Below are 22,798 nucleotides of genomic sequence, written 5' to 3'. Positions count from 1 at the left end.
GGGCGGGGCGGCGGGGGCCGGGGGCCGCGGCGGGGTCGGGGGCAGCGGCGGGGCGGCCGGGACGGGCGGGGCGGCGGGCTCAGCCGGGGGCAGCGGGGGCGTCGCGGGCTCGGCGGGCGGCTCGGGCGCGGGCTCCTCCGCGGCGGGGCTCGGCGCTTCCGGGCTCGGCTCCTTCGCGGCCTCGGCCGGGCTCGGCTCCTCCGCCGCCGCGACCGGCGGGGCCTGCACCGGGCTCGGTACGGGTACCACCGGCTCCTCGGCCACGGGCAGCGGCGCAGCCACCGGCTCTTCCGCCACCGGCAGCGGCTCCTCCGCGTTCGCCACCGGCAGCGGCGCAGCCACTGGCTCTTCCGCCGCCGGCAGCGGCCTCTCCGCATTCGCCACCGGCAGCGCCGCAGCCACCGGCTCCTCCGCAGCAGACACCGGCAGCGCCGCGCCCAGCACCGTGTCCACCAAGCGCTCCGCCGCGTCCGGGCGGCCGTGCGCCCTCGCCGCCTCCGCCATCGCCGCCCGGCGGGCGGGGTCGGCCAGCAGCGGGGCCACCGCCGACGAGAGCGTGTCCGGGGTCACGGTGTGGACGAGGGCCACCGCCGCGCCCGCTTCCGCGAGGTGCTGGGCGTTGTGGACCTGCTCGTTGCCCGCCGACGAGGCCAGCGGCACCAGCACCGACGGCTTGCCCAGCGCGGTGAGTTCGGCGAGCGTGCCCGCGCCGCTGCGCGAGATCACCACGTCCGCGAGCGCCAGCACGTCCGGCAACTCCGCGCTCACGTAAGGCGTCAGCAGATATCGCCCCGCCAACTCCCGGGGCAGCAGCGCCGCGGTGGACCGCAGCGACGCGAAGTTGCCCGGCCCGCACTGGTGGATGACGTTCGCCTGCGCCAGCAGCCACGGCAGGACGGTCACGATCACGTCGTTGATCTGCTGCGAGCCCTGCGCGCCGCCCGTCACGTACACGGTCGGCAGCGAGCGGTCGAAGCCGCCGAGCCCGAGCGACTCCACGGCCTTGTCGGCGCGCCCGGCGAGGACTTCGGGCCGCACCGGGTTGCCGGTCACGGCCGCCGCCGCCCGCGCCCGCCTCGGCAGCAGCGGCAGCGTCGACTCCGACGACACCGCGAAAGCCGTCGCCACCCGCGCCAGCAGCCGGTTCGCGAGGCCGAGCCGCACGGTCTGCTCGTGCACCACCAGCGGCCGCCGGTTCGCCTTCGCCGCGAGCCCCAGCGGCACCGCCACGTAACCGCCCGTCGCGAGGACCACGTCCGGCCGGAAGTCGGCGACCACGCGCCGCGCCTGGAGCACGCCGAGCGGCACGCGCCCCATGTCCCGCAGGTTCGCGAGCGAGAAGAGCATCAGGGGATTCGCCGAGCGGCGCACCTTGCCGGTCGCGACCGCCCGGAAGGGTATCGCCTCGCCGGTCGCGACCCGCTCCTCCAGGCTGTCCCTGGTGCCGACCCACAGCACCTCCAACGCCCGCCCGTCGTCCGCGAGTCGGGCCCGCAGCGTGCGTATCGCGGTGAGCGCGGGATACGTGTGCCCGCCGGTTCCGCCACCGGTGACGATGAGGCGGAAGGGCCGGGTGTCCGCCGGACGCGGCGCGACGAGGTCAGGGTCACTGTGCACGAGGTGGCTCCCCTTCTGGCGGGGCCCGCGCCCCGGTGGTGCTGGTCACACTAACCGCAGGCCGGGCGCACGTTCGAGCGGGACGGCGAAGGGCTTCGGTAGCCTTCCGCTGCACGCGACTTGTGTGACGGACCAAGGGGGACAAGTGCCGCGTATCTCAAAGGCGTTGGCAGCCGCACTGCTGCCGGTGACCGCGGTCGCCGCGCTGAGCGCCTGCTCGTCGTCGAAGGACAAGGACAAGAACGACGACGGCAAGCCGACGTCCACCGCCCCCGCGTCGAGCGCACCCGCCGCGACGACCGGTGCCACCTCCGACGGCGGCACCCACGGCCGCCTCGACTACACCGGCTCCGTCACCGGCGGCTTCGACGTCACCATGAGCGTGTCCTGCGCGACCGCGGGCGGCAAGGTCGTCGCCGTCACCGCGCCCGCGCCCGACAGCGGCGAGTCCACGACGCCGTCGTTCGTCGCCACCATCGGTGACCAGGCCATGGCGACCCTCGTCACCGCCGACAAGAAGACCTTCGTCAAGCTCGGCGCGGACGGCATCTCCGCCGCCGAGCAGAACGGCACCTACACCGTCAAGCTCTCCGGCACCGAACTCGGCGCCGTCGACACCTCCGGCGGCTCCGTCACCGTCAACGGCACCCTCACCTGCACGAAGGTCTCCGGCACATAGCCCCGCCCGCACGGGCGGCCCGCCCCCTGCGCCGGTGCACCGGCGGTACGCCCGCGGGACGCCCTTGCCGCCGTGTACGGTGCGTCCCGCCGACCACGTATCGAGGGGGACCAAGTGCCGCACGCACGGACGACGTTGACGAGCCTCGCGCTGCCCCTCGCCGCAGCGGCGGCGCTCACCGGCTGCTCCTCGTCCAGCGGTCACGACAGCACCGCCGAGAAGGTGCACGGCCCCAACGGCCATGTCTCCTACGCCGGTTCCGCTACCGGCGGCTTCGACATCACCACGGACGTCGGCTGCATCCTCCAGGACGGCAAGTTCGCCGCGGTCCTCGCACCGAGCGACCGCGACGGCTCCACCGCCCCCTCCTTCTCCGCCACCACGCGCGGCGGCGGCATCTCCCTCATCACCGCGGACAAGCAGGAGTTCGACAACCTCGACTCCACGGCGGGCCTTTCGGCGCGGGAGAACGGCGACGTCTGGACCGTGACCGTCACGGGCGCGAAGCTCAGCGACATCACCGACGTCAGCAACCGGTCGTCGGTGACCGTCACGGCGACCTTCACCTGCACGAAGGTCTCCCACGTCTGAAGCCTCACCCCTTGTCGAGGTCCACCTCGGCCCACACCGTCTTCGTCGGGAACGGCCCCGACGTCACCCCCCACCGCGCGGCCAGCACCGTCACGAGCAGCAGCCCCCGGCCGGACTCCGACTCCGCCCCACCCGCGTCCCGCGCGATCGCGGGCAACCGCTCTGCCCGCGCGTCCGTCACCTCGATCCTCAGCGTCCCCGGACTGCCGTCCGCGTCGAGCGTCAGCCGGAAGTCCCTCCCGGGGACCCGGCCGTGCACCGCCGCGTTCGCCGCGAGCTCCGCTACTACGTGCGCCGCCGGGTCCGGAGGCAGCCCCCACCGGTCGAGCTTCGCCGTCGCGAGCAGACGCGCGCGGTGCGCTCCGCGCCGGGTGGAGGGCAACTGGACGCTGAACCGCCGCGCGGGCGCGTCCACTTCTTCGGGAGGAGTGTCATTCGTCACGCCTCCGAGAGTGGCGCTCCCGCCTACCCGCTGACCAGCACGTTCGACCGCCAGGGTGCGGGCTGTGCGGGTGGCTGTCCGGGTGTGGGCGTGTCTTGTACGGGTCGGCCCCGCGCCCGGCGCCCGCTTGTACGGGTTGTACGGGTCCGTGTGCGCCCCCTGCGCTCCGGAGGCTCCTCCCGGACAGGTGACTTTCAGTCAGTTTTCCGGACACGCGAAGGTGTGGGCGCTTAGCGTGCGCAGTACGAATCGACGCTAACGGCGGTGGTCACGATGGCACCAGGCTCAGGCCCCAACTACACGACGGACGGCTCCGACACCCCTGACTGGGACTCCGGCGCCGAGGACGAATCGACAGCGGTCATGCGCGCGATCGGCCGCCAGATCAAGCTGTGGCGCGAGTCGACGGGTCTCACGCAGACGGATTTCGGCGCCACGATCGGCTACAGCGAGGAGATGGTCTCGAAGGTCGAACGGGGCGTGCGGGCCCCGAAGCCCGTGTACCTGGACAGCGCGGACCGGGTCCTGAAGGCGGAAGGCAAGATCTCCGCGATGAAGCCGGACCTTGCGGAGGTCCGGTACCCGAAGAAGGTACGTGACCTGGCCAAGCTTGAGGCTGATGCGGTCGAGTTGGGGGCGTACGGCAGCACGGTTGTGCCGGGCCTCCTTCAAAGCGAGGCGTATGCCCGTGCCCTGTTCGAGATGCGTCGCCCCTCGTACACGCCTGACGAGGTGGATCGGCTCGTCGAGGCCCGCATGGCGAGAAAGTCAATCTTCGACCGGCGACCGTTCCCGCTCCTGTCGTTCGTCCTGGAGGAGGTCACTCTGCGACGCCCTCTCGGCGGCAAGTCCGTGTTGCGGGGCGAGCTGGACCACCTCCTCGAAGTGGGCCAGTTGAGGCATGTCTCGCTTCAGGTGATGCCAACGGATCGCGAGGATCACGCTGGAATGGGCGGCGAGATCAACCTGCTGAAGCTCAGCGACGGGGCAACAGTCGGCTACTCCGAGGCTCAGCTGACGAGCCGACTGATCTCGCTTCCGAAAGAGGTCCAGATCCTCGACATGAGGTATGGCATGATCCGATCGCAGGCTCTCACGCCTCGTGAGTCGCTGGCCTTCATCGAGAAAGTGCGGGGAGAGACATGACCCTCAAGCCCTCTACCGGAGTCGGCTCAGCGCTGAGGTGGAGCAAGAGCAGCTACAGCGCTGGTAACAACAACGACTGCGTTGAAGTGGCCTGGGTCAAGAGCAGCTACAGCAGCAACGACGGCCCTGCCTGCGTCGAGGTCGGCTGGACCAAGAGCAGCCACAGCACCAACGACGGGCCCGAGTGCGTGGAAGTGAAGGCGAGCGACGAGGAGATCCTCGTCCGGGACTCCAAGGACCCCGACGGGCCCCGCCTCAGCGTCACGCCCCACGCGTGGGCGGCGTTCCTGGCGTACGCGGCGTCGTACGAGGTGTGACGGGGGCGGCGGCGGAGGAGGCCGGGGCGGCGGTCGGCCCCGCCCACGCCACCGTGCGGCGGTACTTCGAGATGTGGAACTCGGGCGACATCTCCATCGCCCCGGACGTCCTGTGCCCTGACTGGACCGACCACGCGCACCCCGACCTGGCGGGCGTCGCCGACGTGCAGAGCGCGGTGACGCGCATCCGCACCGCCCGCCCGGGACTCCGCTTCCACGTCGAGACGGTCCTCGGCAGCGGGGACGAACTCCTCTCCGTGGTCGGCGGGGTGGGCGACGCGAGCCGCCCGGGGGTCGTCGACAGCCACCTCGTCTGGCTGGTCCGGCTGCGGGGCGGCCGGATGGCCGAGATGTGGACCTACCGCCGTACGTCCGGCTGAGCGGCGCGCGGTCGGCGGTCCGGCGGGGTGGCAACCCCCTCGCAGGACGGCGGCGTCAGCCGCCGAGGGAGCGCCGGTAGCGGACCTCGGGGACGGGGACGCCGTCGTAGGCCTCGGCCTGGACGGCGCCGTCCGACGCGTAGCCCGCGCGCTCGTAGAAGCGGCGGGCGCGGGCGTTGTCCGCGAGGACCCACAGCAGCAGCTCGCCGAACCCCTCCTCGCGCGCCCGGGAGTGCGCGGCGCCGACGAGTGCCAGGCCGACGCCGGAGCCGATGAGCGCGGGCCGCACGTACAGCGCGTACAGCTCACCGGCGGTCGCGGGCACCTCACCGCCCGCACCGCCCTCGCTGTAGACGTCGCTGCGGTAGGGGCCGAGGCATGTCCAGCCCGCCACCCGGCCGTCGCGGTCGACGGCGACGAACTCGGCCGTGCGGGGCGGCGCCCCTTTCGCGAAACGTGCCCTGCGGCGCGGGAGATCGGCCTCCACCGTCATGGCGTCGAGGTAGGACCGGGGCAGTATCCCGGCGTAGGCCGTCTGCCACCCGGTCACCCGTATCGCGGACACGGCGGGGAGGTCGGCCTCGGACAGGGCCCGTACGGTCACGGCGGTCATCATCCCGGCACCGTACCGGCCCACCGGCCGACCGCCCCGCCCGGGAACGCACACGCAAGCAGGCCCAGCCCCGTTCCGCCCCCAGGCCGGGTCCGCCCCTCCACCCCCGGCTTCCGGCCCACCCCAAGCGCCCGCCGCCCCCGGCGTGTTGAATTATGTCCGATCCATTGTCCGATCACGTTGCATGATGTAGATCTTTGGGCGCCCGCGTGCGGAGTCGATCCCTCCGCCTCCGCCTCTTGGGAGCCCTCATGCCAGCCAGATCCGTGCCACCGCAGCCGTCACCCCCGCCCCCCTCTGCCCGTCGTCGCCTGTCCCGCCTGCGCCGGTCGGCCGGTGTGGCCCTCGGCGCGACCGCCCTGCTGCTCTCCGGGACCGCGGCCGTCAGCGCCACGCCCGCCCCCGCCGCACCCGCCGCAGCGGCGAACAGCAGCGTCTCCGTCGACGACTCGGTCCAGGGCACCGGCCAGGACCAGTTCGACTACCAGGGGTCCGGCTGGGGCCACGCCTCCGGGGAGGGCGCCCCGGCCGACCCGTACCAGGGGACGAACAGCTGGACCGACCACACCGGCGACACCGTGAGCTTCCGGTTCACCGGCACCCGGCTGACCTTCCACGGGGTGACCGACCCCGGCCACGGCATCGGCGCGGTGTCCGTGGACGGCGGCACGCCGGTCGACGTGGACTTCTACAGCGCCTCCCGCACCGGCGACGCCGCCCTGTGGACGAGCCCTGAACTCGCCGACGGCCCCCACACGTTCACCGTCGCCTGGACCGGCCGCAAGAACCCCGCGGCCACCGGGACCGCCGTGGTCGTGGACCGGGCCGAGTTCGACGGCCAGGCGCCGCCGCCCGGCGAGACCGACATCCCGCTCGACGGCACCGGCACAGGCCGCACCTTCGACGGCATCGGCGCGATCAGCGGCGGCGGCGGCAACTCGCGGCTGCTCATCGACTACCCCGAGCCGCAGCGCAGCCGCATCCTGGACTACCTCTTCACGCCCGGCTACGGCGCGTCCCTCCAGATGCTCAAGGTCGAGATCGGCGGCGACACCAACTCCACCGACGGCTCCGAGCCCAGCATCGAGCACACCAAGGGCGCGGTGAACTGCACCAGCGGCTACGAGTGGTGGCTCATGGAGCAGGCCAGGAAGCGCAACCCGGACATCAAGCTCTACGCCCTGGCCTGGGGCGCGCCCGGCTGGATCGGCAACACCTCCGGCACCACCGGCGGCGGGAACTTCTGGTCCCAGGACATGATCGACTACCTGACGACCTGGCTCGGCTGCGCCAAGCAGCACGGACTGGCCATGGACTACCTCGGCGGCTGGAACGAGCGCGGCTACGACACCGCCTGGTACGAGAAGCTCCACGCGGCACTCGCCGCCGCGCACCTGCCGATCCAGGTGGTCGGCGCCGACTCGGGTCTCGACGTGGCCGACGAGATGCTCAAGGACCCCGCCTTCGACAAGGCCGTCGACATCGTGGGCGCGCACTACCCGTGCGAGGGCGGCGACGGCGGCAGCGCCACCACCTGCGACAGCTCCGCGAACGCCAAGGCGACCGGCAAGCCGCTGTGGGCCAGCGAGAACGGTTCCCAGGACGACGACGCGGGCTCCGGCCCGCTGATCCGCTCCATCACCCGCGGCTACATCGACGGCAAGTTCACCTCCTACCTCAACTGGCCGCTGCTCGCCGCGGTCTACCCGAACCTGCCGTACGACACGGTGGGCCTCGCGGTGGCGTCGCAGCCGTGGTCCGGCGCGTACAGCCTGGGCACGAGCCTGTGGGCGACGGCGCAGGTCACCCAGGTCACCGAGCCGGGCTGGTCGTTCGTCGACGCGGCAAGCGGCTACCTCGCAGGCGACCGGGCGAACGGCAGCTTCGTCACCCTGCGGTCGCCGGACGCGTCCGCGTACAGCACGATCGTCGAGACCTCGACGGCGAACGCCCCGCAGACCGCGCACTTCACGCTCTCCGGCGGGCTGCCGACCGGAACGGTCCACGTGTGGGCGACGAGTCTCCAATCGACCGATCCCGCACAGCAGTTCGCGCACACCGCGGACCTCACCCCGCAGGACGGGCACTACTCCTTCACCTTCGAGCCCGGGTACGTCTACTCGCTGACGACCACCACCGGCCAGGGCAAGGGCACGGCCGCCAGCCCGCGCCCGGCCGACCTGGCGCTGCCCTACACCGACTCCTTCGACCGGGCCACCCCCAACCAGGAGGCCCGGTACCTGTCCGACATGCAGGGCTCGTTCGAGACGGCGCGCTGCGACGGCGGCCGGGCGGGCGGGTGCGTACGGCAGATGGCCGCGCAGCAGCCCATCGAGTGGCAGGACGACAGCGATGCCTTCGCGCTGCTCGGGGACACCTCCTGGACGGACTACACCGTCACGTCGGACGTGTACATGGAGCAGGCGGGCACCGTCGAACTGCTGGGCCGGGCGGGTCAGCAGCAGCGGCCGCAGTCCCACCAGGCCGGGTACTTCCTGCGGGTGGCCGACAGCGGGCGCTGGTCGATCGTGAAGAGCAGCACCACGGGCGGACTCACCACCCTCGCCGAGGGCACCGCGAAGGCGCTGGGCGTCCACAGCTGGCACACCCTCGGCCTCGGCTTCGACGGCACCACGATCACCGCGCTCGTCGACGGCAGCCGGGTGGGGGCCGTGGACGACGCCTCGTACGCGGCCGGGCAGGTCGGGATCGGCGTCGTCGGCTACCTGACCGACGAGTTCGACAACCTGCGGATCACGCCCGTGCACGCCCACACCGCGGCGCCCGCGACCGTGACGGCGACGCTGCCGGAGCGGATCGAGCGGGGGGCGACCGCCACCGAGCGGGTCACGTTCACCAACCCGGCCTCCGCGCCCGCCGTCACGGACCTGGAGCTGACGCCGGGCGCGCCCGCGGGCTGGACCGCGACGCCCGCCGGGCCGACGGTCTTCCCCGAGGTCCCCGCGGGCCGGACGGTCAGTGTCACCTGGACCGTCACCGCGCCGACCGCCGCGGACTCCCCGGTGTCCGCGGCGTTCTCGCCGCTCGGCCGCTACGCGCGCGGCGGCGTGCGGCACTGGACGTACGGCTCGGCGGCCACCACCGTGCCGATCCCGGCGCCCACCGGTACCCCGTACCTCAGCGACCTGTCGTTCGTCTCCGCCACCAACGGCTGGGGGCCGGTCGAACGCGACCTGTCCAACGGCGAGCAGGCGGCGGGCGACGGCGGCCCGATCACGCTGCGCGGTACGGCCTACACCAAGGGGATCGGCGTCCACGCGGGCAGTGACGTGGCGTTCTTCCTCGGCGGCAACTGCACCCGGTTCACCGCCACGGTCGGCATCGACGACGAGGTCGCGCCCTACGGCTCCGTGGGCTTCCACCTGGTCGCCGACGGGAAGACGATCGCCGGCACGCCGGTGGTCACCGGCGACACGCCGGGCGTCGCGCTGGACGCCGACGTGACCGGCGTCCAGCAGCTCGACCTGGTCGCCGACGACGGCGGTGACGGCAACGCCCACGACCACGCGGACTGGGCGGAGCCGCGGCTGACCTGCGCGAGCTGATCCCGCCCGCACCTCCACGGCCGGCCCCGGCGCACCCGTGTGCGCCGGGGCCGGCCCCTCCCACCTCGCACCGGTTCATGGCCGCGGTTTGCGACGCCGCCTGCCGGTAAGCCGAGGGTCATGGCTTTGGTCACGTTTTGTCCGAAGCCAGGAGCGAAGGAGGCTGCCGTGACCACGATGTACAAGCCCCCGGCGGAGGACACCGAGCGGACCAAGGGCGGCCCGGCCCACGCCCGCCCCCGCGCCCGCGACCCCCGGGTGCGCATGGCGCTGATCATGGCGCCCCTCTACCTGATCACGTCCGCCCTGCTGGCGTGGTGGGCGTCGGACTCCATCACCGACCACAAGTGGTTCCTGGAGATACTCGCCGGGGTCGCGCTGCTGCTCTTCGTGATCAGTGTGGTGCGCGGCGCAGTGGCATGGCGCAGGTCGCGCCACTGACGCGGGGCCGGTACGGCGGCCGGCCCCACCGGCGCACGGCCGCCCGGCGGGCGTGGGGGCCGATCCGGGGCCACCCGCGTACGCGCTGCGGCCCCGCGGGCGGCACCGCTGTGACGCGAAGGCCGAGCGGTCCGCGCACCCGGTAGCGTCCCGGCATGGCCTTTCCCACCGTGATCTTCGATTTCTACGGCACCCTCACCCCGAGCACGCCCACCGCGGTCTGGGACGGACACGCGGCGCTGGGAGCGGTCCCGCTGGGGATTCCCGCGGGGCAGTGGCGGGAGGCGCTGAACGCCTCCTTCCCGGAGCGGGCCGTCGGCGCGCTGGGTGACCTGCCGGAGACGATCCGTACGCTCGCCCGGCGCTGCGGGGTCGAACCCGGCGAGGACGCGGTCGCGGCGGCCGCCGCGGTCAGGCTCGCCTGCCAGCGGGAGCTGCTGGTGCTGCGCGAGGACGCCGTCCCGACGCTGGAGCGCCTGCGCGGCGCGGGCGTACGGATCGGCGTCCTGAGTGACTGCACGGTCGAACTCGCCGTGAGCTGGAAGGAGTTGCCGCTCGCAGGGCTCGTGGACGCGGCCGTCCTGTCCTGCAGCGAGGGCCACCGCAAGCCCGCCCCGCAGCTCTTCCGGCGGATAGCGGCGGCCCTGGACACCGACCCCGCCTCCTGCCTCTACGTCGGCGACGGCGGCGGCAGCGAGCTGACCGGCGCGGCGGCGCAGGGCATGACGGCGGTGATGCTGCGCGCCGACGACTGGGCGGCCAACGACGCCCACGCCCGCGAGGACGACTGGCCGGGCCCCTGCTTCGGCTCCCTCTCGGAAGTGGTCGCCGCCGCCACCGGCTGAGCCCGAACCTCACGCCGGGCGGGCCGAGGCGCTGCGGGCGGGCGGCGCTGAGTGTGCTCGCCGCATTCCGGCGCGGTGCCGGTCGTGCTGGTGTCATGGCCGGAGGCGGGCGATGACCTCCGGTCGCGGTGCCGGTCGCTTTGGTCGTGCGGGCCGCGGGCGGCTGTGTACGGCTGCGGCCCCGCCGCGTCACAGCCCGAGGCGGGCGATGACCTCGCTCATCTCGGGGGCGTCGGCCTCGTAGACGGTCGCGCCCATGCGCGGGTCGCGCGCGTGCAGGGTGTGCAGGAGAGGGCCGTACGGGGCCGCGAGGTCGACGAGGGTCGCGGACGGGCCGTGGACGGCGCGCTCGGTGCCGGGCGGCGCGGTCAGGTCGATGCGCGTCACGACGCCGGGCGTGACCCAGACGGTCGCCTGCCCGAGGCGGCCCGTGAGCTGGAGATGGAAGTGGCCGCACAGGACGAGGCCGACGTCCGTGCCGTCGATCGCGGTGGCCAGCTCCGCGGCGTTGCGCAGCCCGAAGACGCGCTGGACCTCGACGGAGGGCAGCGCCAGGGGCGGGTGGTGGAAGGCCAGCACCGTGCCGTGCGGCGCGGGCGCGGCCAGCAGGCCGCGCAGCCAGTCGAGCTGGCCCGCGGACAGGTGGCCGTAGCCCTTGCCGGGGACGAGCGAGTCGAGGGTGACCAGCCGGTACCCCTGCACCGTGCTGGCCGCGGCGCGCTCGCCCGCCGGGCCGTCGTACACCGCGTCGGGCTCGGCGTGCCCGCTGCCGAGCACGTCGGCGAAGGCGGCGCGGTCGTCGTGGTTGCCGGTCGCGTAGAGGACGCGGGCCCCGCGCGGGCCCGCGTACGCGCTGAGCAGCTCGTGCGTACGCCCGTACGCCTCCCGCGAGCCGTCGTCCGCGACGTCCCCGGTGACGACGACCGCGCCGATCCCGTCGAGGTGCCCCAGCTCGGCGAGCAGCAGCCGCAGCGCGGCCGTCCCGTCGGCACCGTCGGCGTCGGGGGCGGCGTGCCGGTCCAGGTGGGTGTCCGAGAGATGGAGTATCCGCATCGCCCGACCGTAGCCACCCGGGGCCGCGACCGGCGAGGGGAATACGCGCCGGACTGCCCGCGCCGGGAATGCGGGACCATGCGGGCGATCCGGCCCGCCGGGGCCGGGGGCTTCGCCCGTCCGGTGAGTGCTCCGCGCGCAGCCCGCCGGGGCGGCGCACCGGCCCGCTCACACGGGGGCGGGCAGTTCCAGCGACGCCAGCAGCGCGGGGTCGGTCACCATCCGGATCGCGGTGATCCGGCCGTCGGCCACGGCGAAGGCCGCGAGCGTCAGCGGTGAGCCGTCCGGGCGCCACGCCAGGAAGCCCGGGAGCCACACCGGTCCGGCGGTCCCGTCCGGCACTCCGCCCGCCACGGGCACCCGCACCAGCACCTGCACCGCCCGTCCCCGCCCCGCGGCATCCGCCCCCGTGCGGGCACCGCTCGCCACGCGGGTCGCGCCCAGGGCGACGACCTGGCCGTCGGCCGTGTCGACGGTCAGCCGCACCTGCGGGTCCAGGACGCGCAGCAGGCCCGCGAAGTCGCCGTCGCGGGATGCGGCGAGGAAGGCGTCGACCACCTGCCGCTGCCCGGGGCCGGCGGCCGCCGCCGGGGGCTGCGCGGCCTGGACCTTCGCGCGGGCGCGGCTGCCGAGCATCTTGGCCGCGGCGGCGGAACGCCCCAGGATGCGGGCGATCTCGGCGAAGGGCACCGCGAAGAGGTCGTGCAGCACGAACGCCAGCCGCTCGTCCGGCCGCAGCGACGCCAGGACGACCAGCAGCCCCGCGCCGAGCGCGTCGGCGAGCGCCGCGCCGTCCTCGGGCCCGGCCCCGTCGTCGGCGCGCACCGCCAGCTCGGGCCACCCGTCGTCGTACGACGCCTGCGGGCGGGAGCGGCGGGTGCGCAGCACGTCGAGGCTGATCCGGCCGACGACGGTGGTGAGCCAGCCGGGGAGGTTGCCGATCGCCGGTGCGTCCTGCCGGGACAGCCGCAGCCACGCCTCCTGGACGACGTCCTCGGCGTCGGCGTGCGAGCCGAGCATGCGGTGGGCGACGGCGTGCAGCCGCGCGCGCTGCCCCTCGAACACCTCGGCCAACGTGTCGGCGGTGCTGCTGCCGGGCATGCCGTTACCTCCCTCGGAACCGCTCCGTCATGGGGGATGACGTGCCCGGCCGGGCACGGGTAACCGGCAAAGGAGCAGAACCGATGGAAGCACGCGCCACCGGCGTCCCCCACCCCGACGTGATCACCGGAATCCGGCACCTCACGAAGGCCGTCCAGGACGGCGGCGCCGACCCGCGGCTGCTCGCTCTCGTCCACGTGCGGGTCAGCCAGATCAACGGGTGCAGCCCCTGCGTCCACGCGGGTGTCGCGGCGGCGAAGAAGCACGGCGAGTCCGAGGAGCGGCTGCACGCCGTGGCGGCCTGGCGGGAGACCCCCTTCTTCAGCACCGCCGAGCGCGCCGCCCTCACCCTCGCCGAGGCCGCCACCCGGCTCCAGGACGGCGCCCCCGCCGTCACCCCGGAGATCCGCACCGCGGCCGCGTCCCACTTCACCGAGTCCCAGCTCGCCGCGATCATCCTGGAGACAGCCCTGACCAACTTCTTCAACCGCCTCAACCGCGTGAACGGCACCCAGGCCGGCACCACCTGGTGAGCGGCCCCCGGCCGGACCGGGACGCGCGTCCGGCCGTGCGCCGACGTGCCCGCGTTCCGCCAACTCCGCCCGCCCGCCCCTCAGTTCGCCTCCAGCACCCCCCGCAGCCGCTCCAGGTCCGCCGTGACGATGGCGGCGTCGTGCTCGAAGTCGGCCCGCGTCACGCCGGGGAGGCGGCGGAGGGTGAAGACGACCTCGCTGGCGGAGTCGCCGTCGGGGAGGACGCGGACGGGGTTGTGGACGGTCTCGCCGGAGGGGAGGGTCACGTCGTGGTCGAGGACGCCGAAGGGGTTGGGCGGGGCGAAGGCGACGGTCACCCGACCCATGGGGGAGTCGGCGACCCAGACCCCGCCCTCGTGGCGGATCGCGCCGCTGAGGCCGTGCGCCCAGGCGGGGAGGTGGGCGGGGTCGGCGGCGTACGCGTAGACCTCCGCGGCGGGGCGGGCGATGCGGACGGCGACGTGGCGGGACTCGTGCGAAGGGCTGTTCATCCCGCCGACGCTAGTGCGGCCCGCCCGCGCGCGGCTTGAACGAAACGGCCGCCCTCACGCCGTGCGGGCGCGGACGGCGGTGAAGAGGGCCCAGCCGTCGAGGAGCAGCGGGGACGGGACGTCGGGGTCCCAGCCGCGGGACAGCGCCTCGTCGAGGAGGGCGCGGGCGGTGCCGGGCTCGTGGAGGTTGAGGAAGCCCTCGTCCGTGCCGACGGCGCCGGAGTGCAGGATGCCGTCCGGGACGTAGTGGCCGGGGCCGCCCGCGAAGCTGACGCGCACCGCGCCGCGGGCGCCGTCGCGGCGCAGCGTGACGACCTCCGTGCAGTCGTCGTAGCCGCCCGCGTCAGGGACGTGGTGCCGGTGCCGTACCGACCAGCGGTACGCAGCCTCGCCGACCAGCAGGCGGCGGGCCTTGCCGCTCCTGCGTGACATGCCTTCTCCTTACGCTCCGTGCCCGGCCGCGTACTCCGCGATGACGCGGGCGCAGTCGGCAGCGGAGGTGGACGTCGTGTCGACCTCCAGGTCGTACGGCACGCCCTCGTGGACGACGGCCGCCTGCTTCGCCGCCATGCCGGGGGTGCGGTCGCCGCGGGCGGTCTCGCGGGCGGTGGCAGCCCCGGGGGTGCAGCGGACGCCGACCCACAGGACGTCGAGGCCGGTCAGGGCGCGGGACCAGCGGGCCCGGGAGTGGGGGCCGCCGAGGAAGACGTCGTCGACGACGACGTGCGCGCCGGCCCGGGCCATCGCGGCGATCCCGGCGAGCCAGGCCGCGTCCAGCTCGTCGAAGGCGGGCCCGGTGGTCACCTCGCCGTCCGGGCCGATCAGCAGACCCTCACCGCCCTCCCGGAGCCGCGGCGGCAGCGCGTCCACGAACGTGTCGACACTCACACCGAGCCACGCCTCGGGCAGGATCTCCTGGAGGCACCGGGCGATACTGGACTTTCCCGAGCTGGACCCGCCGTTGAGCACGATGACCTGGGGCATGGTCCGTTTCCTCCGGGAACGCGCGAACGGGTGCGGGTGAACCCGCCGACCCTAACGGGACGCCCCGCGCGGCGGCGACGGGATTTCCGCGGGACCGCGCGCAGTGGCGTCCGCACCCGCGTTTGCGCAGCTGTCACCGAGGGGTAAGCTACCCGGCTCGATTGGCGCCCCTTGTGGGGCGTATGGCAGACTACTCAAGTTGCTCGGTCGAGCGCCGATGCTGCGCGCCTCCCGTCGGGGGGACCGGAAGCGAGTCCCACGGTACTCGTCGCTCCAACTGCCCAGGTGGCAGCGCTGGGGCGGACGTACGGGAATCTTCCGGGAAGTGTCAGTGCGGAGCAGACCAGGCATCCGGTGGGTGACTTCTCCCACGCAAACCCCTTGATCAGGGATTCCGCTTGCGGAAAACCATGTGCGAGGGGCGCGACACGCCCGACCGCGTGGGTCGGAGCAAGCGGATGCCGGAGCTGAGAAGAGACAAGGACTACGGAGTAGCCATGGCGGGACAGAAGATCCGCATTCGGCTCAAGGCCTACGACCACGAGGTCATCGACTCCTCGGCGAAGAAGATCGTCGAGACGGTGACCCGTACCGGTGCGCAGGTCGCGGGCCCGGTGCCGCTGCCCACTGAGAAGAACGTGTACTGCGTCATCAAGTCGCCGCACAAGTACAAGGACTCGCGCGAGCACTTCGAGATGCGCACGCACAAGCGCCTGATCGACATCCTCGACCCGACGCCCAAGACCGTTGACTCGTTGATGCGCCTGGACCTGCCGGCCGGCGTCGACATCGAGATCAAGCTCTGAGAGGCGCGGAGAAGATGACCAAGCAGATCAAGGGCATCCTGGGCGAGAAGCTCGGCATGACCCAGGTCTGGGACGAGAACAACCGTGTCGTCCCGGTGACCGTCGTCAAGGCCGGTCCGAACGTCGTGACCCAGGTCCGCACCAATGACACCGACGGCTACGAGTCGGTACAGATCGCCTTCGGCGAGATCGACCCGCGCAAGGTGAACAAGCCGCTCAAGGGCCACTTCGCCAAGGCGGACGTCACCCCGCGCCGCCACCTCGTCGAGCTGCGCACGTCCGACGCCGCCGAGTACACGCTCGGCCAGGAGATCACGGCCACCGTGTTCGAGGCCGGCGTCAAGGTCGACGTGACCGGCAAGAGCAAGGGCAAGGGCTTCGCCGGTGTCATGAAGCGCCACAACTTCAAGGGCCTCGGCGCCGGCCACGGTGTGCAGCGCAAGCACCGCTCCCCGGGTTCCATCGGCGGCTGCGCCACCCCCGGACGCGTGTTCAAGGGCCTGCGCATGGCGGGCCGCATGGGCAACGAGCGGGTCACCACCCAGAACCTGACCGTCCACGCCGTTGACGCGGAGAAGGGCCTGCTCCTGATCAAGGGCGCGGTTCCTGGTCCGAACGGCGGCCTCGTCCTGGTCCGCACCGCGGCCAAGGGGGCCTGAGGATATGAGCACCATTGACATTCTGTCGCCCTCCGGCGACACCGCCGGGACCGTAGAGCTCCCGGCCGAGATCTTCGAGGCCAAGATCAGCATCCCGCTGATCCACCAGGTCGTCGTCGCGCAGCTGGCCGCCGCCCGTCAGGGCACGCACAAGGTCAAGACGCGTGGCGAGGTCCGCGGTGGTGGCAAGAAGCCGTACCGGCAGAAGGGCACCGGCCGCGCCCGTCAGGGCTCGACCCGCGCGCCGCAGTTCGCCGGCGGTGGCGTCGTCCACGGCCCCGTGCCGCGCGACTACTCGCAGCGCACGCCCAAGAAGATGATCAAGGCCGCGCTGCGCGGGGCCCTGACCGACCGGGCGCAGCACAACCGCATCCACGTCGTCTCCGGCGTGGTCGAGGGCGAGGCGCCGTCCACCAAGGCCGCCAAGACGCTGCTCGGCAAGATCAGCGAGCGCAAGAACGTGCTCCTGGTCATCGAGCGCTCGGACGAGGCCGCCTGGCTGTCCGCCCGCAACCTGCCCCAGGTGCACATCCTGGAGGCCGGCCAGCTGAACACGTACGACGTGCTCGTCTCGGACGACGTGGTCTTCACCAAGGGCGCGTTCGACCGCTTCACCGGTGCCGGTGCCGCGGACGAGGCCGAGCTGGAAGGGAGCGACGCCTGATGGCCGAGCAGACCGTGACCACCAGCAAGACCTTCACGGACCCCCGTGACCTGCTGATCAAGCCCGTGGTCTCCGAGAAGAGCTACGCGCTGCTCGACGACAACAAGTACACGTTCGTCGTCGACCCGCGCGCGAACAAGACCCAGATCAAGCAGGCCGTCGAGACGGTCTTCCAGGTCAAGGTCACCGGGGTCAACACGATCAACCGGCAGGGCAAGCGCAAGCGCACCCGCACCGGTTTCGGCAAGCGCGCCAACACCAAGCGCGCCATCGTGACCCTCGCCGAGGGCGACCGTATCGACATCTTCGGCGGCCCGGTCTCCTAACGGGGACCGGCCGATTGAAGTCCGGAATATTCCGAGGACTGAGAAATGGGTATCCGCAAGTACAAGCCGACGACCCCGGGCCGTCGTGGCTCCAGCGTCGCCGACTTCGTCGAGATCACGCGGTCCACGCCGGAGAAGTCGCTGGTCCGCCCGCTGCACAGCAAGGGCGGCCGTAACAACGCCGGTCGTGTGACCGTCCGCCACCAGGGCGGTGGCCACAAGCGCGCCTACCGTGTCATCGACTTCCGTCGGCACGACAAGGACGGCGTGCCCGCCAAGGTCGCGCACATCGAGTACGACCCCAACCGCACCGCGCGCATCGCGCTGCTGCACTACGCGGACGGCGAGAAGCGCTACATCCTCGCCCCCGCGAAGCTCCAGCAGGGCGACCGGGTGGAGAACGGCGCCAACGCCGACATCAAGCCCGGCAACAACCTGCCGCTGCGCAACATCCCGGTCGGTACCACGATCCACGCGATCGAGCTGCGTCCGGGCGGCGGCGCGAAGATCTCCCGCTCCGCGGGCGCTTCGGTCCAGCTGCTGGCGAAGGAGGGCACCATGGCCACCCTTCGTATGCCCTCCGGCGAGGTCCGGATGGTCGACGTCCGCTGCCGCGCCACGATCGGCGAGGTCGGCAACGCCGAGCAGTCGAACATCAACTGGGGCAAGGCCGGCCGTATGCGCTGGAAGGGCGTCCGCCCGACCGTCCGCGGTGTCGCCATGAACCCGGTGGACCACCCGCACGGTGGTGGTGAGGGCAAGACCTCCGGTGGCCGCCACCCGGTCTCGCCGTGGGGTCAGAAGGAAGGACGTACGCGTTCGCCGAAGAAGGCGAGCAGCAAGTACATCGTCCGCCGCCGCAAGACGAACAAGAAGCGCTAGGAGCGGGTTTAGATGCCGCGCAGTCTCAAGAAGGGGCCCTTCGTCGACGACCACCTGATCAAGAAGGTGGACGTCCAGAACGAAGCAGGCACCAAGAACGTCATCAAGACCTGGTCCCGCCGCTCGATGATCGTCCCGGCGATGCTGGGCCACACGATCGCGGTGCACGACGGCCGCAAGCACGTCCCGGTGTTCGTCACCGAGTCGATGGTCGGCCACAAGCTCGGCGAGTTCGCCCCGACCCGCACCTTCCGCGGGCACGAGAAGGACGACCGCAAGTCGCGGCGTCGCTGAGCGGGCTGAATCGTGACGACGAAGACAGACACTGAAGGGACGACCATGGAAGCCAGGGCCCAGGCACGGTACATCCGTGTCACGCCCATGAAGGCCCGCCGGGTGGTGGACCTGATCCGTGGCATGGATGCCACGGAGGCTCAGGCGGTCCTGCGATTCACCCCGCAGGCCGCGAGCGTGCCGGTCGGCAAGGTGCTGGACAGCGCCATCGCCAACGCCGCGCACAACTACGACCACACGGACGCGGGCTCGCTGTACATCAGCGAGGCGTATGTCGACGAGGGTCCGACCCTGAAGCGGTTCCGGCCGCGCGCCCAGGGCCGTGCCTACCGGATCCGCAAGCGCACCAGCCACATCACCGTGGTCGTCGCCAGCAAGGAAGGTTCCCGGTAATGGGCCAGAAGGTTAACCCGTACGGGTTCCGGCTCGGTGTGACCACGGACTTCAAGTCCCGCTGGTACGCCGACAAGCTGTACAAGGACTACGTCAAGGAAGACGTCGCCATCCGCCGGATGATGACGCAGGGCATGGAGCGGGCCGGCATCTCCAAGGTGGAGATCGAGCGCACCCGCGACCGCGTCCGCGTCGACATCCACACCGCCCGCCCGGGCATCGTCATCGGGCGTCGCGGCGCGGAGGCCGACCGTATCCGCGGCGACCTGGAGAAGCTGACCGGCAAGCAGGTCCAGCTGAACATCCTCGAGGTCAAGAACCCGGAGATGGACGCTCAGCTGGTGGCCCAGGCCGTCGCCGAGCAGCTGTCCTCCCGCGTCTCCTTCCGCCGTGCCATGCGCAAGAGCATGCAGGGCACGCTGAAGGCCGGCGCCAAGGGCATCAAGATCCAGTGCGGTGGCCGTCTCGGCGGCGCCGAGATGTCCCGGTCCGAGTTCTACCGCGAGGGCCGTGTGCCGCTGCACACCCTGCGCGCGAACGTGGACTACGGCTTCTTCGAGGCCAAGACCACCTTCGGCCGCATCGGTGTGAAGGTCTGGATCTACAAGGGCGACGTCAAGAACATCGCCGAGGTCCGCGCCGACAACGCGGCCGCCCGGGCGGGCAACCGTCCGGCGCGCGGTGGCGGCAACGAGCGTCCGCAGCGCCGCGGTGGCGAGCGCGGTGGCCGCGGCCGTCGTCCTCAGACGGAAGGCGCCCAGTCGGCCCCCAAGGCCGCCGAGGCTCCCGTCGCTGAGGCTCCGGCGGCGGAGACCCCCGGAACGGAAGGCTGAGTAACAATGCTGATCCCCCGCAGGGTCAAGCACCGCAAGCAGCACCACCCCAAGCGTGACGGCATGGCCAAGGGCGGCACCGAGCTGGCGTTCGGTGAGTACGGCCTGCAGGCCGTGACCCCGGCGTACGTGACCAACCGGCAGATCGAGTCCGCTCGTATCTCCATCACGCGCCACATCAAGCGCGGCGGCAAGGTCTGGATCAACATCTACCCGGACCGCCCGCTGACGAAGAAGCCCGCCGAGACCCGCATGGGTTCCGGCAAGGGCTCGCCCGAGTGGTGGGTGGCGAACGTCAAGCCCGGTCGGGTGATGTTCGAGCTGTCGTTCCCGAACGAGAAGACTGCGCGCGAGGCGCTCACCCGCGCCGCGCACAAGCTTCCGATGAAGTGCCGCATCGTGCGGCGCGAGGCAGGTGAGGCGTGATGGCCGCCGGTACCAAGGTGACCGAGCTGCGCCAGCTCGGCGACGAGGAGCTCGTCGCGAAGCTGCGTGAGGCCAAGGAGGAGCTGTTCAACCTCCGCTTCCAGGCGGCCACCGGGCAGCTTGAGAACAACAGCCGGCTCAGGGTCGTCCGCAAGGACATCGCCCGGATCTACACCCTCATGCGTGAGCGCGAGCTGGGCATCGAGACGGTGGAGACGGTGGAGAGCGCCTGATGAGCGAGAAGAATGTGACTGAGAGCAGCGAGCAGCGGGGCTTCCGCAAGACCCGTGAGGGTCTGGTCGTCAGCGACAAGATGGACAAGACCGTCGTCGTCGCCGTCGAGGACCGCGTCAAGCACGCCCTGTACGGCAAGGTCATCCGCCGCACCAACAAGCTGAAGGCCCACGACGAGCAGAACGCCGCAGGCGTCGGCGACCGCGTCCTCCTGATGGAGACCCGGCCGCTGTCCGCCACCAAGCGGTGGCGCGTCGTGGAGATCCTTGAGAAGGCCAAGTAAGGCCGAGTAATCCCTGAGCGGGCGCACCCGCTCAGGACCGTTCCGTCAGGCTCGGCAGCCCACGCAAGTCGTCCACGCAGGCCGGCTTGCGTGGCTGCCGGGAACCGACGCGACACTTCAGGAGTAAGACGTGATCCAGCAGGAGTCGCGACTGCGTGTCGCCGACAACACTGGTGCCAAGGAGATCCTTTGCATCCGTGTTCTCGGTGGCTCGGGTCGCCGCTACGCGGGAATCGGTGACGTCATCGTCGCCACCGTCAAGGACGCGATCCCCGGTGGCAACGTGAAGAAGGGCGAGGTCGTCAAGGCGGTCATCGTCCGGACCGTCAAGGAGCGCCGTCGCGCCGACGGCTCGTACATCCGGTTCGACGAGAACGCCGCCGTCATCCTCAAGAACGACGGCGACCCCCGCGGCACCCGTATCTTCGGCCCGGTCGGCCGTGAGCTGCGCGAGAAGAAGTTCATGAAGATCGTCTCGCTCGCGCCGGAGGTGCTGTAACCGATGAAGATCAAGAAGGGCGACCTGGTCCAGGTCATCACCGGTAAGGACAAGGGCAAGCAGGGCAAGGTCATCGTGGCCTACCCCGCTCAGGACCGGGTCCTCGTCGAGGGTGTCAACCGGGTCAAGAAGCACACCAAGGCCGGCCAGACCGACCGTGGTTCGCAGACCGGCGGCATCATCACCACCGAGGCCCCCATCCACGTCAGCAACGTTCAGCTGGTGGTGGAGAAGGACGGCAAGAAGGTCGTGACCCGCGTCGGCTACCGCTTCGACGACGAGGGCAACAAGATCCGCGTTGCCAAGCGGACCGGTGAGGACATCTGATGAGCACCGCCACCGAAACCACGCGTACGGCGCCGCGTCTCAAGACGCGCTACCGCGAGGAGATCGCGGGCAAGCTGCGCGACGAGTTCTCCTACGAGAACGTCATGCAGATCCCCGGTCTGACCAAGATCGTGGTCAACATGGGTGTGGGCGACGCCGCCCGCGACTCCAAGCTGATCGAGGGCGCGATCCGCGACCTCGCCACGATCACCGGCCAGAAGCCGCAGGTCACCAAGGCCCGCAAGTCCATCGCGCAGTTCAAGCTGCGTGAGGGCCAGCCGATCGGTGCGCACGTCACGCTGCGCGGCGACCGCATGTGGGAGTTCCTGGACCGGCTGCTGTCGCTGGCGCTGCCGCGTATCCGCGACTTCCGGGGCCTGTCGCCCAAGCAGTTCGACGGCCGCGGCAACTACACCTTCGGTCTCACGGAGCAGGTCATGTTCCACGAGATCGACCAGGACAAGATCGACCGGGTCCGGGGCATGGACATCACCGTGGTCACCACGGCGGTCAACGACGCCGAGGGCCGTGCCCTGCTGCGTCACCTCGGCTTCCCGTTCAAGGAGAACTGACCGTGGCTAAGAAGGCACTGATCTCCAAGGCCTCGCGCAAGCCCAAGTTCGCGGTGCGCGCGTACAACCGCTGCCAGCGCTGCGGCCGGCCGCACTCCGTCTACCGCAAGTTCGGCCTGTGCCGCGTGTGCCTCCGTGAGATGGCGCACCGTGGCGAGCTGCCGGGCGTGACCAAGAGCTCCTGGTAGATCCGGTTCCCCGGATCACCAGGACTCTCGGTAAGCAGTTGGGCCGGTGAGCGCCCCGCTCTTCTTCCCGTAAGGTAGAAGGGTTGGGCGTTCGCCGCCCGCATCGACTTACTACGCCGTAGGTCCACCGCATCGCACCCGTCCCCGCACAGCCGGGGGAGAGGGACGTCGCACCAGGAAACCCCGGCGAGAGAGGCCCAGGGCCACTTCATGACCATGACCGACCCCATCGCAGACATGCTGACCCGTCTGCGTAACGCGAACTCGGCGTACCACGACGACGTCGTGATGCCGCACAGCAAGATCAAGTCGCACATCGCGGAGATCCTCCAGCAGGAGGGCTACATCACCGGCTGGAAGGTCGAGGACGCCGAGGTCGGCAAGAACCTCGTCCTCGAGCTGAAGTTCGGCCCCAACCGCGAGCGTTCGATCGCCGGCATCAAGCGGATCAGCAAGCCGGGTCTGCGGGTCTACGCAAAGTCCACCAATCTGCCGAAGGTGCTCGGCGGCCTCGGCGTGGCGATCATCTCCACGTCGCACGGGCTGCTCACCGGCCAGCAGGCTCAGAAGAAGGGCGTGGGTGGGGAAGTCCTCGCCTACGTCTGGTAACCGG

Annotated in this window: 32 protein-coding genes and 1 pseudogene; 25 read left to right on the top strand and 8 right to left on the bottom strand. The window is 71.7% G+C overall.

Annotated elements, in window-relative coordinates; translation table 11 throughout:
- Positions 1-429: 429 nt before the first annotated feature.
- A pseudogene (locus tag IH54_RS0134945) lies at positions 430-1,557 on the bottom strand (UDP-N-acetylglucosamine--N-acetylmuramyl-(pentapeptide) pyrophosphoryl-undecaprenol N-acetylglucosamine transferase); the annotation flags it as partial.
- A 205-nt stretch (positions 1,558-1,762) separates the two neighbouring features.
- On the opposite strand from IH54_RS0134945, the gene IH54_RS0134935 reads away from it, so the two are divergent.
- Together IH54_RS0134935 and IH54_RS0134930 are read left to right on the top strand one after the other, a co-directional pair.
- Positions 1,763-2,296 (top strand): hypothetical protein, encoded by a 534-nt coding sequence (locus IH54_RS0134935; RefSeq protein ID WP_159012245.1) that lies wholly within the window; start codon positions 1,763-1,765, stop codon positions 2,294-2,296.
- Between the two features lie 114 nt (positions 2,297-2,410).
- On the top strand, positions 2,411-2,887 hold the full coding sequence (locus IH54_RS0134930) for a hypothetical protein (RefSeq protein ID WP_159012243.1): 477 nt from the start codon (positions 2,411-2,413) through the stop codon (positions 2,885-2,887).
- A gap of 4 nt (positions 2,888-2,891) precedes the next feature.
- Here IH54_RS0134930 and IH54_RS0134925 read toward each other — a convergent pair whose 3' ends face one another.
- Complete coding sequence (locus tag IH54_RS0134925; protein ID WP_052398203.1) at positions 2,892-3,329, bottom strand: ATP-binding protein; 438 nt, start codon at positions 3,327-3,329, stop codon at positions 2,892-2,894.
- A 273-nt stretch (positions 3,330-3,602) separates the two neighbouring features.
- Here IH54_RS0134925 and IH54_RS0134920 point away from each other — a divergent pair, with 273 nt between their 5' ends.
- Genes IH54_RS0134920 through IH54_RS0134910 form a run of 3 tightly spaced genes read left to right on the top strand, consistent with a single transcriptional unit; the run spans position 3,603 to position 5,172 of the window.
- Positions 3,603-4,475, top strand: a complete 873-nt coding sequence (locus IH54_RS0134920) for a helix-turn-helix domain-containing protein (protein ID WP_031524838.1) — start codon at positions 3,603-3,605, stop codon at positions 4,473-4,475.
- The gene (locus tag IH54_RS40630) at positions 4,472-4,792 is read left to right on the top strand and encodes a DUF397 domain-containing protein (protein WP_043183182.1); all 321 of its coding nucleotides are present in this window, start codon (positions 4,472-4,474) and stop codon (positions 4,790-4,792) included. Before IH54_RS0134920 ends, IH54_RS40630 begins: the two co-directional genes overlap by 4 nt.
- Positions 4,789-5,172: a nuclear transport factor 2 family protein gene (locus IH54_RS0134910; RefSeq protein WP_031524834.1), complete on the top strand. Its 384-nt coding sequence runs from the start codon at positions 4,789-4,791 to the stop codon at positions 5,170-5,172. The genes IH54_RS40630 and IH54_RS0134910 overlap by 4 nt, the downstream gene beginning before the upstream one ends.
- 55 nt (positions 5,173-5,227) lie before the next feature.
- Here IH54_RS0134910 and IH54_RS0134905 read toward each other — a convergent pair whose 3' ends face one another.
- Complete coding sequence (locus IH54_RS0134905) at positions 5,228-5,788, bottom strand: GNAT family N-acetyltransferase (RefSeq protein WP_052398202.1); 561 nt, start codon at positions 5,786-5,788, stop codon at positions 5,228-5,230.
- A 335-nt stretch (positions 5,789-6,123) separates the two neighbouring features.
- Between IH54_RS0134905 and IH54_RS42150 the strand changes: the two genes are divergently transcribed.
- The 3 genes from IH54_RS42150 to IH54_RS0134890 all read left to right on the top strand — a co-directional run bounded on the left by IH54_RS42150 (position 6,124) and on the right by IH54_RS0134890 (position 10,637).
- Entirely contained in the window at positions 6,124-9,351 is a 3,228-nt protein-coding gene (locus tag IH54_RS42150) for an NPCBM/NEW2 domain-containing protein (protein WP_052398201.1), read from the top strand.
- A gap of 168 nt (positions 9,352-9,519) precedes the next feature.
- Complete coding sequence (locus tag IH54_RS0134895) at positions 9,520-9,792, top strand: hypothetical protein (RefSeq protein WP_031524828.1); 273 nt, start codon at positions 9,520-9,522, stop codon at positions 9,790-9,792.
- A gap of 155 nt (positions 9,793-9,947) precedes the next feature.
- Positions 9,948-10,637: an HAD family hydrolase gene (locus IH54_RS0134890; RefSeq protein WP_043183179.1), complete on the top strand. Its 690-nt coding sequence runs from the start codon at positions 9,948-9,950 to the stop codon at positions 10,635-10,637.
- 189 nt (positions 10,638-10,826) lie between these two features.
- Here IH54_RS0134890 and IH54_RS0134885 read toward each other — a convergent pair whose 3' ends face one another.
- The gene (locus tag IH54_RS0134885; protein ID WP_031524823.1) at positions 10,827-11,690 is read right to left on the bottom strand and encodes a metallophosphoesterase family protein; all 864 of its coding nucleotides are present in this window, start codon (positions 11,688-11,690) and stop codon (positions 10,827-10,829) included.
- Positions 11,691-11,858: 168 nt separating this feature from the next.
- Positions 11,859-12,791 carry a sigma-70 family RNA polymerase sigma factor gene (locus tag IH54_RS0134880; protein WP_031524821.1) on the bottom strand — a complete coding sequence of 311 codons (933 nt, stop codon included), beginning with the start codon at positions 12,789-12,791 and terminating at the stop codon, positions 11,859-11,861.
- Positions 12,792-12,874: 83 nt separating this feature from the next.
- On the opposite strand from IH54_RS0134880, the gene IH54_RS0134875 reads away from it, so the two are divergent.
- The gene (locus IH54_RS0134875) at positions 12,875-13,324 is read left to right on the top strand and encodes a carboxymuconolactone decarboxylase family protein (RefSeq protein WP_031524818.1); all 450 of its coding nucleotides are present in this window, start codon (positions 12,875-12,877) and stop codon (positions 13,322-13,324) included.
- Positions 13,325-13,404: 80 nt separating this feature from the next.
- Here IH54_RS0134875 and IH54_RS0134870 read toward each other — a convergent pair whose 3' ends face one another.
- From IH54_RS0134870 to cpt, 3 genes are read right to left on the bottom strand one after another with little or no spacing between them, the layout of a single operon-like run.
- The gene (locus tag IH54_RS0134870; protein ID WP_031524816.1) at positions 13,405-13,815 is read right to left on the bottom strand and encodes an SRPBCC family protein; all 411 of its coding nucleotides are present in this window, start codon (positions 13,813-13,815) and stop codon (positions 13,405-13,407) included.
- 54 nt (positions 13,816-13,869) lie between these two features.
- Positions 13,870-14,247, bottom strand: coding sequence for a hypothetical protein (locus IH54_RS0134865; protein WP_031524814.1), 378 nt, complete (start codon positions 14,245-14,247; stop codon positions 13,870-13,872).
- Between the two features lie 9 nt (positions 14,248-14,256).
- Entirely contained in the window at positions 14,257-14,799 is a 543-nt protein-coding gene (cpt, locus tag IH54_RS0134860; RefSeq protein WP_031524812.1) for a chloramphenicol phosphotransferase CPT, read from the bottom strand.
- A gap of 497 nt (positions 14,800-15,296) precedes the next feature.
- Between cpt and rpsJ the strand changes: the two genes are divergently transcribed.
- The 16 genes from rpsJ (at position 15,297) to rpsH (ending at position 22,794) form a co-directional block, all read left to right on the top strand.
- On the top strand, positions 15,297-15,605 hold the full coding sequence (gene rpsJ / locus IH54_RS0134855; protein ID WP_014144312.1) for a 30S ribosomal protein S10: 309 nt from the start codon (positions 15,297-15,299) through the stop codon (positions 15,603-15,605).
- A gap of 14 nt (positions 15,606-15,619) precedes the next feature.
- Positions 15,620-16,264: a 50S ribosomal protein L3 gene (rplC, locus tag IH54_RS0134850; protein ID WP_031524809.1), complete on the top strand. Its 645-nt coding sequence runs from the start codon at positions 15,620-15,622 to the stop codon at positions 16,262-16,264.
- Positions 16,265-16,268: 4 nt separating this feature from the next.
- Entirely contained in the window at positions 16,269-16,928 is a 660-nt protein-coding gene (gene rplD / locus IH54_RS0134845; protein ID WP_031524807.1) for a 50S ribosomal protein L4, read from the top strand.
- Positions 16,928-17,254: a 50S ribosomal protein L23 gene (rplW, locus tag IH54_RS0134840; RefSeq protein WP_031524805.1), complete on the top strand. Its 327-nt coding sequence runs from the start codon at positions 16,928-16,930 to the stop codon at positions 17,252-17,254. Before rplD ends, rplW begins: the two co-directional genes overlap by 1 nt.
- A 45-nt stretch (positions 17,255-17,299) precedes the next feature.
- On the top strand, positions 17,300-18,136 hold the full coding sequence (gene rplB, locus IH54_RS0134835; protein ID WP_031524803.1) for a 50S ribosomal protein L2: 837 nt from the start codon (positions 17,300-17,302) through the stop codon (positions 18,134-18,136).
- 12 nt (positions 18,137-18,148) lie between these two features.
- Positions 18,149-18,430, top strand: coding sequence for a 30S ribosomal protein S19 (gene rpsS / locus IH54_RS0134830; RefSeq protein WP_014178772.1), 282 nt, complete (start codon positions 18,149-18,151; stop codon positions 18,428-18,430).
- Between the two features lie 45 nt (positions 18,431-18,475).
- The gene (rplV, locus tag IH54_RS0134825) at positions 18,476-18,823 is read left to right on the top strand and encodes a 50S ribosomal protein L22 (RefSeq protein WP_031524799.1); all 348 of its coding nucleotides are present in this window, start codon (positions 18,476-18,478) and stop codon (positions 18,821-18,823) included.
- Positions 18,823-19,656 (top strand): 30S ribosomal protein S3, encoded by an 834-nt coding sequence (gene rpsC, locus IH54_RS0134820; protein ID WP_031524797.1) that lies wholly within the window; start codon positions 18,823-18,825, stop codon positions 19,654-19,656. Before rplV ends, rpsC begins: the two co-directional genes overlap by 1 nt.
- Before the next feature lie 6 nt (positions 19,657-19,662).
- The gene (gene rplP / locus IH54_RS0134815) at positions 19,663-20,082 is read left to right on the top strand and encodes a 50S ribosomal protein L16 (RefSeq protein WP_031524795.1); all 420 of its coding nucleotides are present in this window, start codon (positions 19,663-19,665) and stop codon (positions 20,080-20,082) included.
- A complete protein-coding gene (gene rpmC, locus IH54_RS0134810; RefSeq protein ID WP_031524793.1) occupies positions 20,082-20,315 on the top strand; it encodes a 50S ribosomal protein L29 in 234 nt (77 codons plus the stop codon). The genes rplP and rpmC overlap by 1 nt, the downstream gene beginning before the upstream one ends.
- Complete coding sequence (rpsQ, locus tag IH54_RS0134805) at positions 20,315-20,599, top strand: 30S ribosomal protein S17 (protein WP_031524791.1); 285 nt, start codon at positions 20,315-20,317, stop codon at positions 20,597-20,599. The genes rpmC and rpsQ overlap by 1 nt, the downstream gene beginning before the upstream one ends.
- Before the next feature lie 130 nt (positions 20,600-20,729).
- Positions 20,730-21,098 carry a 50S ribosomal protein L14 gene (gene rplN, locus IH54_RS0134800; protein WP_031524788.1) on the top strand — a complete coding sequence of 123 codons (369 nt, stop codon included), beginning with the start codon at positions 20,730-20,732 and terminating at the stop codon, positions 21,096-21,098.
- Between the two features lie 3 nt (positions 21,099-21,101).
- Entirely contained in the window at positions 21,102-21,425 is a 324-nt protein-coding gene (rplX, locus tag IH54_RS0134795; RefSeq protein ID WP_031524786.1) for a 50S ribosomal protein L24, read from the top strand.
- The gene (gene rplE, locus IH54_RS0134790) at positions 21,425-21,997 is read left to right on the top strand and encodes a 50S ribosomal protein L5 (RefSeq protein WP_031524784.1); all 573 of its coding nucleotides are present in this window, start codon (positions 21,425-21,427) and stop codon (positions 21,995-21,997) included. The genes rplX and rplE overlap by 1 nt, the downstream gene beginning before the upstream one ends.
- Positions 21,998-21,999: 2 nt before the next feature.
- A complete protein-coding gene (locus IH54_RS0134785) occupies positions 22,000-22,185 on the top strand; it encodes a type Z 30S ribosomal protein S14 (RefSeq protein ID WP_031524782.1) in 186 nt (61 codons plus the stop codon).
- 210 nt (positions 22,186-22,395) lie between these two features.
- A complete protein-coding gene (gene rpsH / locus IH54_RS0134780) occupies positions 22,396-22,794 on the top strand; it encodes a 30S ribosomal protein S8 (RefSeq protein ID WP_031524780.1) in 399 nt (132 codons plus the stop codon).
- Positions 22,795-22,798 lie beyond the last annotated feature (4 nt).

This window comes from Streptomyces sp. NRRL F-5123, assembly GCF_000721495.1.
Taxonomy (GTDB): domain Bacteria; phylum Actinomycetota; class Actinomycetes; order Streptomycetales; family Streptomycetaceae; genus Actinacidiphila.
The sequence above is the reverse complement of the archived record's forward strand: the minus strand, read 5'-3'. Positions and strand labels throughout refer to the sequence as shown.

Bases quoted from the DNA above. Each gene is read 5' to 3' on its own strand.
- IH54_RS0134865 (WP_031524814.1), bottom strand. From the start codon at position 14,247: ATGTCACGCAGGAGCGGCAAGGCCCGCCGCCTGCTGGTCGGCGAGGCT.
- IH54_RS0134885 (WP_031524823.1), bottom strand. From the start codon at position 11,690: ATGCGGATACTCCATCTCTCGGACACCCACCTGGACCGGCACGCCGCC.
- rplC (WP_031524809.1), top strand. From the start codon at position 15,620: ATGACCAAGCAGATCAAGGGCATCCTGGGCGAGAAGCTCGGCATGACC.
- IH54_RS0134905 (WP_052398202.1), bottom strand. From the start codon at position 5,788: ATGATGACCGCCGTGACCGTACGGGCCCTGTCCGAGGCCGACCTCCCC.
- rpmC (WP_031524793.1), top strand. From the start codon at position 20,082: ATGGCCGCCGGTACCAAGGTGACCGAGCTGCGCCAGCTCGGCGACGAG.
- rplB (WP_031524803.1), top strand. From the start codon at position 17,300: ATGGGTATCCGCAAGTACAAGCCGACGACCCCGGGCCGTCGTGGCTCC.
- IH54_RS0134920 (WP_031524838.1), top strand. From the start codon at position 3,603: ATGGCACCAGGCTCAGGCCCCAACTACACGACGGACGGCTCCGACACC.
- IH54_RS0134880 (WP_031524821.1), bottom strand. From the start codon at position 12,791: ATGCCCGGCAGCAGCACCGCCGACACGTTGGCCGAGGTGTTCGAGGGG.
- cpt (WP_031524812.1), bottom strand. From the start codon at position 14,799: ATGCCCCAGGTCATCGTGCTCAACGGCGGGTCCAGCTCGGGAAAGTCC.
- rplW (WP_031524805.1), top strand. From the start codon at position 16,928: ATGGCCGAGCAGACCGTGACCACCAGCAAGACCTTCACGGACCCCCGT.
- rpsS (WP_014178772.1), top strand. From the start codon at position 18,149: ATGCCGCGCAGTCTCAAGAAGGGGCCCTTCGTCGACGACCACCTGATC.
- IH54_RS0134875 (WP_031524818.1), top strand. From the start codon at position 12,875: ATGGAAGCACGCGCCACCGGCGTCCCCCACCCCGACGTGATCACCGGA.
- rplV (WP_031524799.1), top strand. From the start codon at position 18,476: ATGGAAGCCAGGGCCCAGGCACGGTACATCCGTGTCACGCCCATGAAG.
- rplP (WP_031524795.1), top strand. From the start codon at position 19,663: ATGCTGATCCCCCGCAGGGTCAAGCACCGCAAGCAGCACCACCCCAAG.
- rpsJ (WP_014144312.1), top strand. From the start codon at position 15,297: ATGGCGGGACAGAAGATCCGCATTCGGCTCAAGGCCTACGACCACGAG.
- IH54_RS40630 (WP_043183182.1), top strand. From the start codon at position 4,472: ATGACCCTCAAGCCCTCTACCGGAGTCGGCTCAGCGCTGAGGTGGAGC.
- IH54_RS0134870 (WP_031524816.1), bottom strand. From the start codon at position 13,815: ATGAACAGCCCTTCGCACGAGTCCCGCCACGTCGCCGTCCGCATCGCC.
- rplX (WP_031524786.1), top strand. From the start codon at position 21,102: ATGAAGATCAAGAAGGGCGACCTGGTCCAGGTCATCACCGGTAAGGAC.
- rplE (WP_031524784.1), top strand. From the start codon at position 21,425: ATGAGCACCGCCACCGAAACCACGCGTACGGCGCCGCGTCTCAAGACG.
- rpsQ (WP_031524791.1), top strand. From the start codon at position 20,315: ATGAGCGAGAAGAATGTGACTGAGAGCAGCGAGCAGCGGGGCTTCCGC.
- rpsC (WP_031524797.1), top strand. From the start codon at position 18,823: ATGGGCCAGAAGGTTAACCCGTACGGGTTCCGGCTCGGTGTGACCACG.
- rpsH (WP_031524780.1), top strand. From the start codon at position 22,396: ATGACCATGACCGACCCCATCGCAGACATGCTGACCCGTCTGCGTAAC.
- IH54_RS0134890 (WP_043183179.1), top strand. From the start codon at position 9,948: ATGGCCTTTCCCACCGTGATCTTCGATTTCTACGGCACCCTCACCCCG.
- rplD (WP_031524807.1), top strand. From the start codon at position 16,269: ATGAGCACCATTGACATTCTGTCGCCCTCCGGCGACACCGCCGGGACC.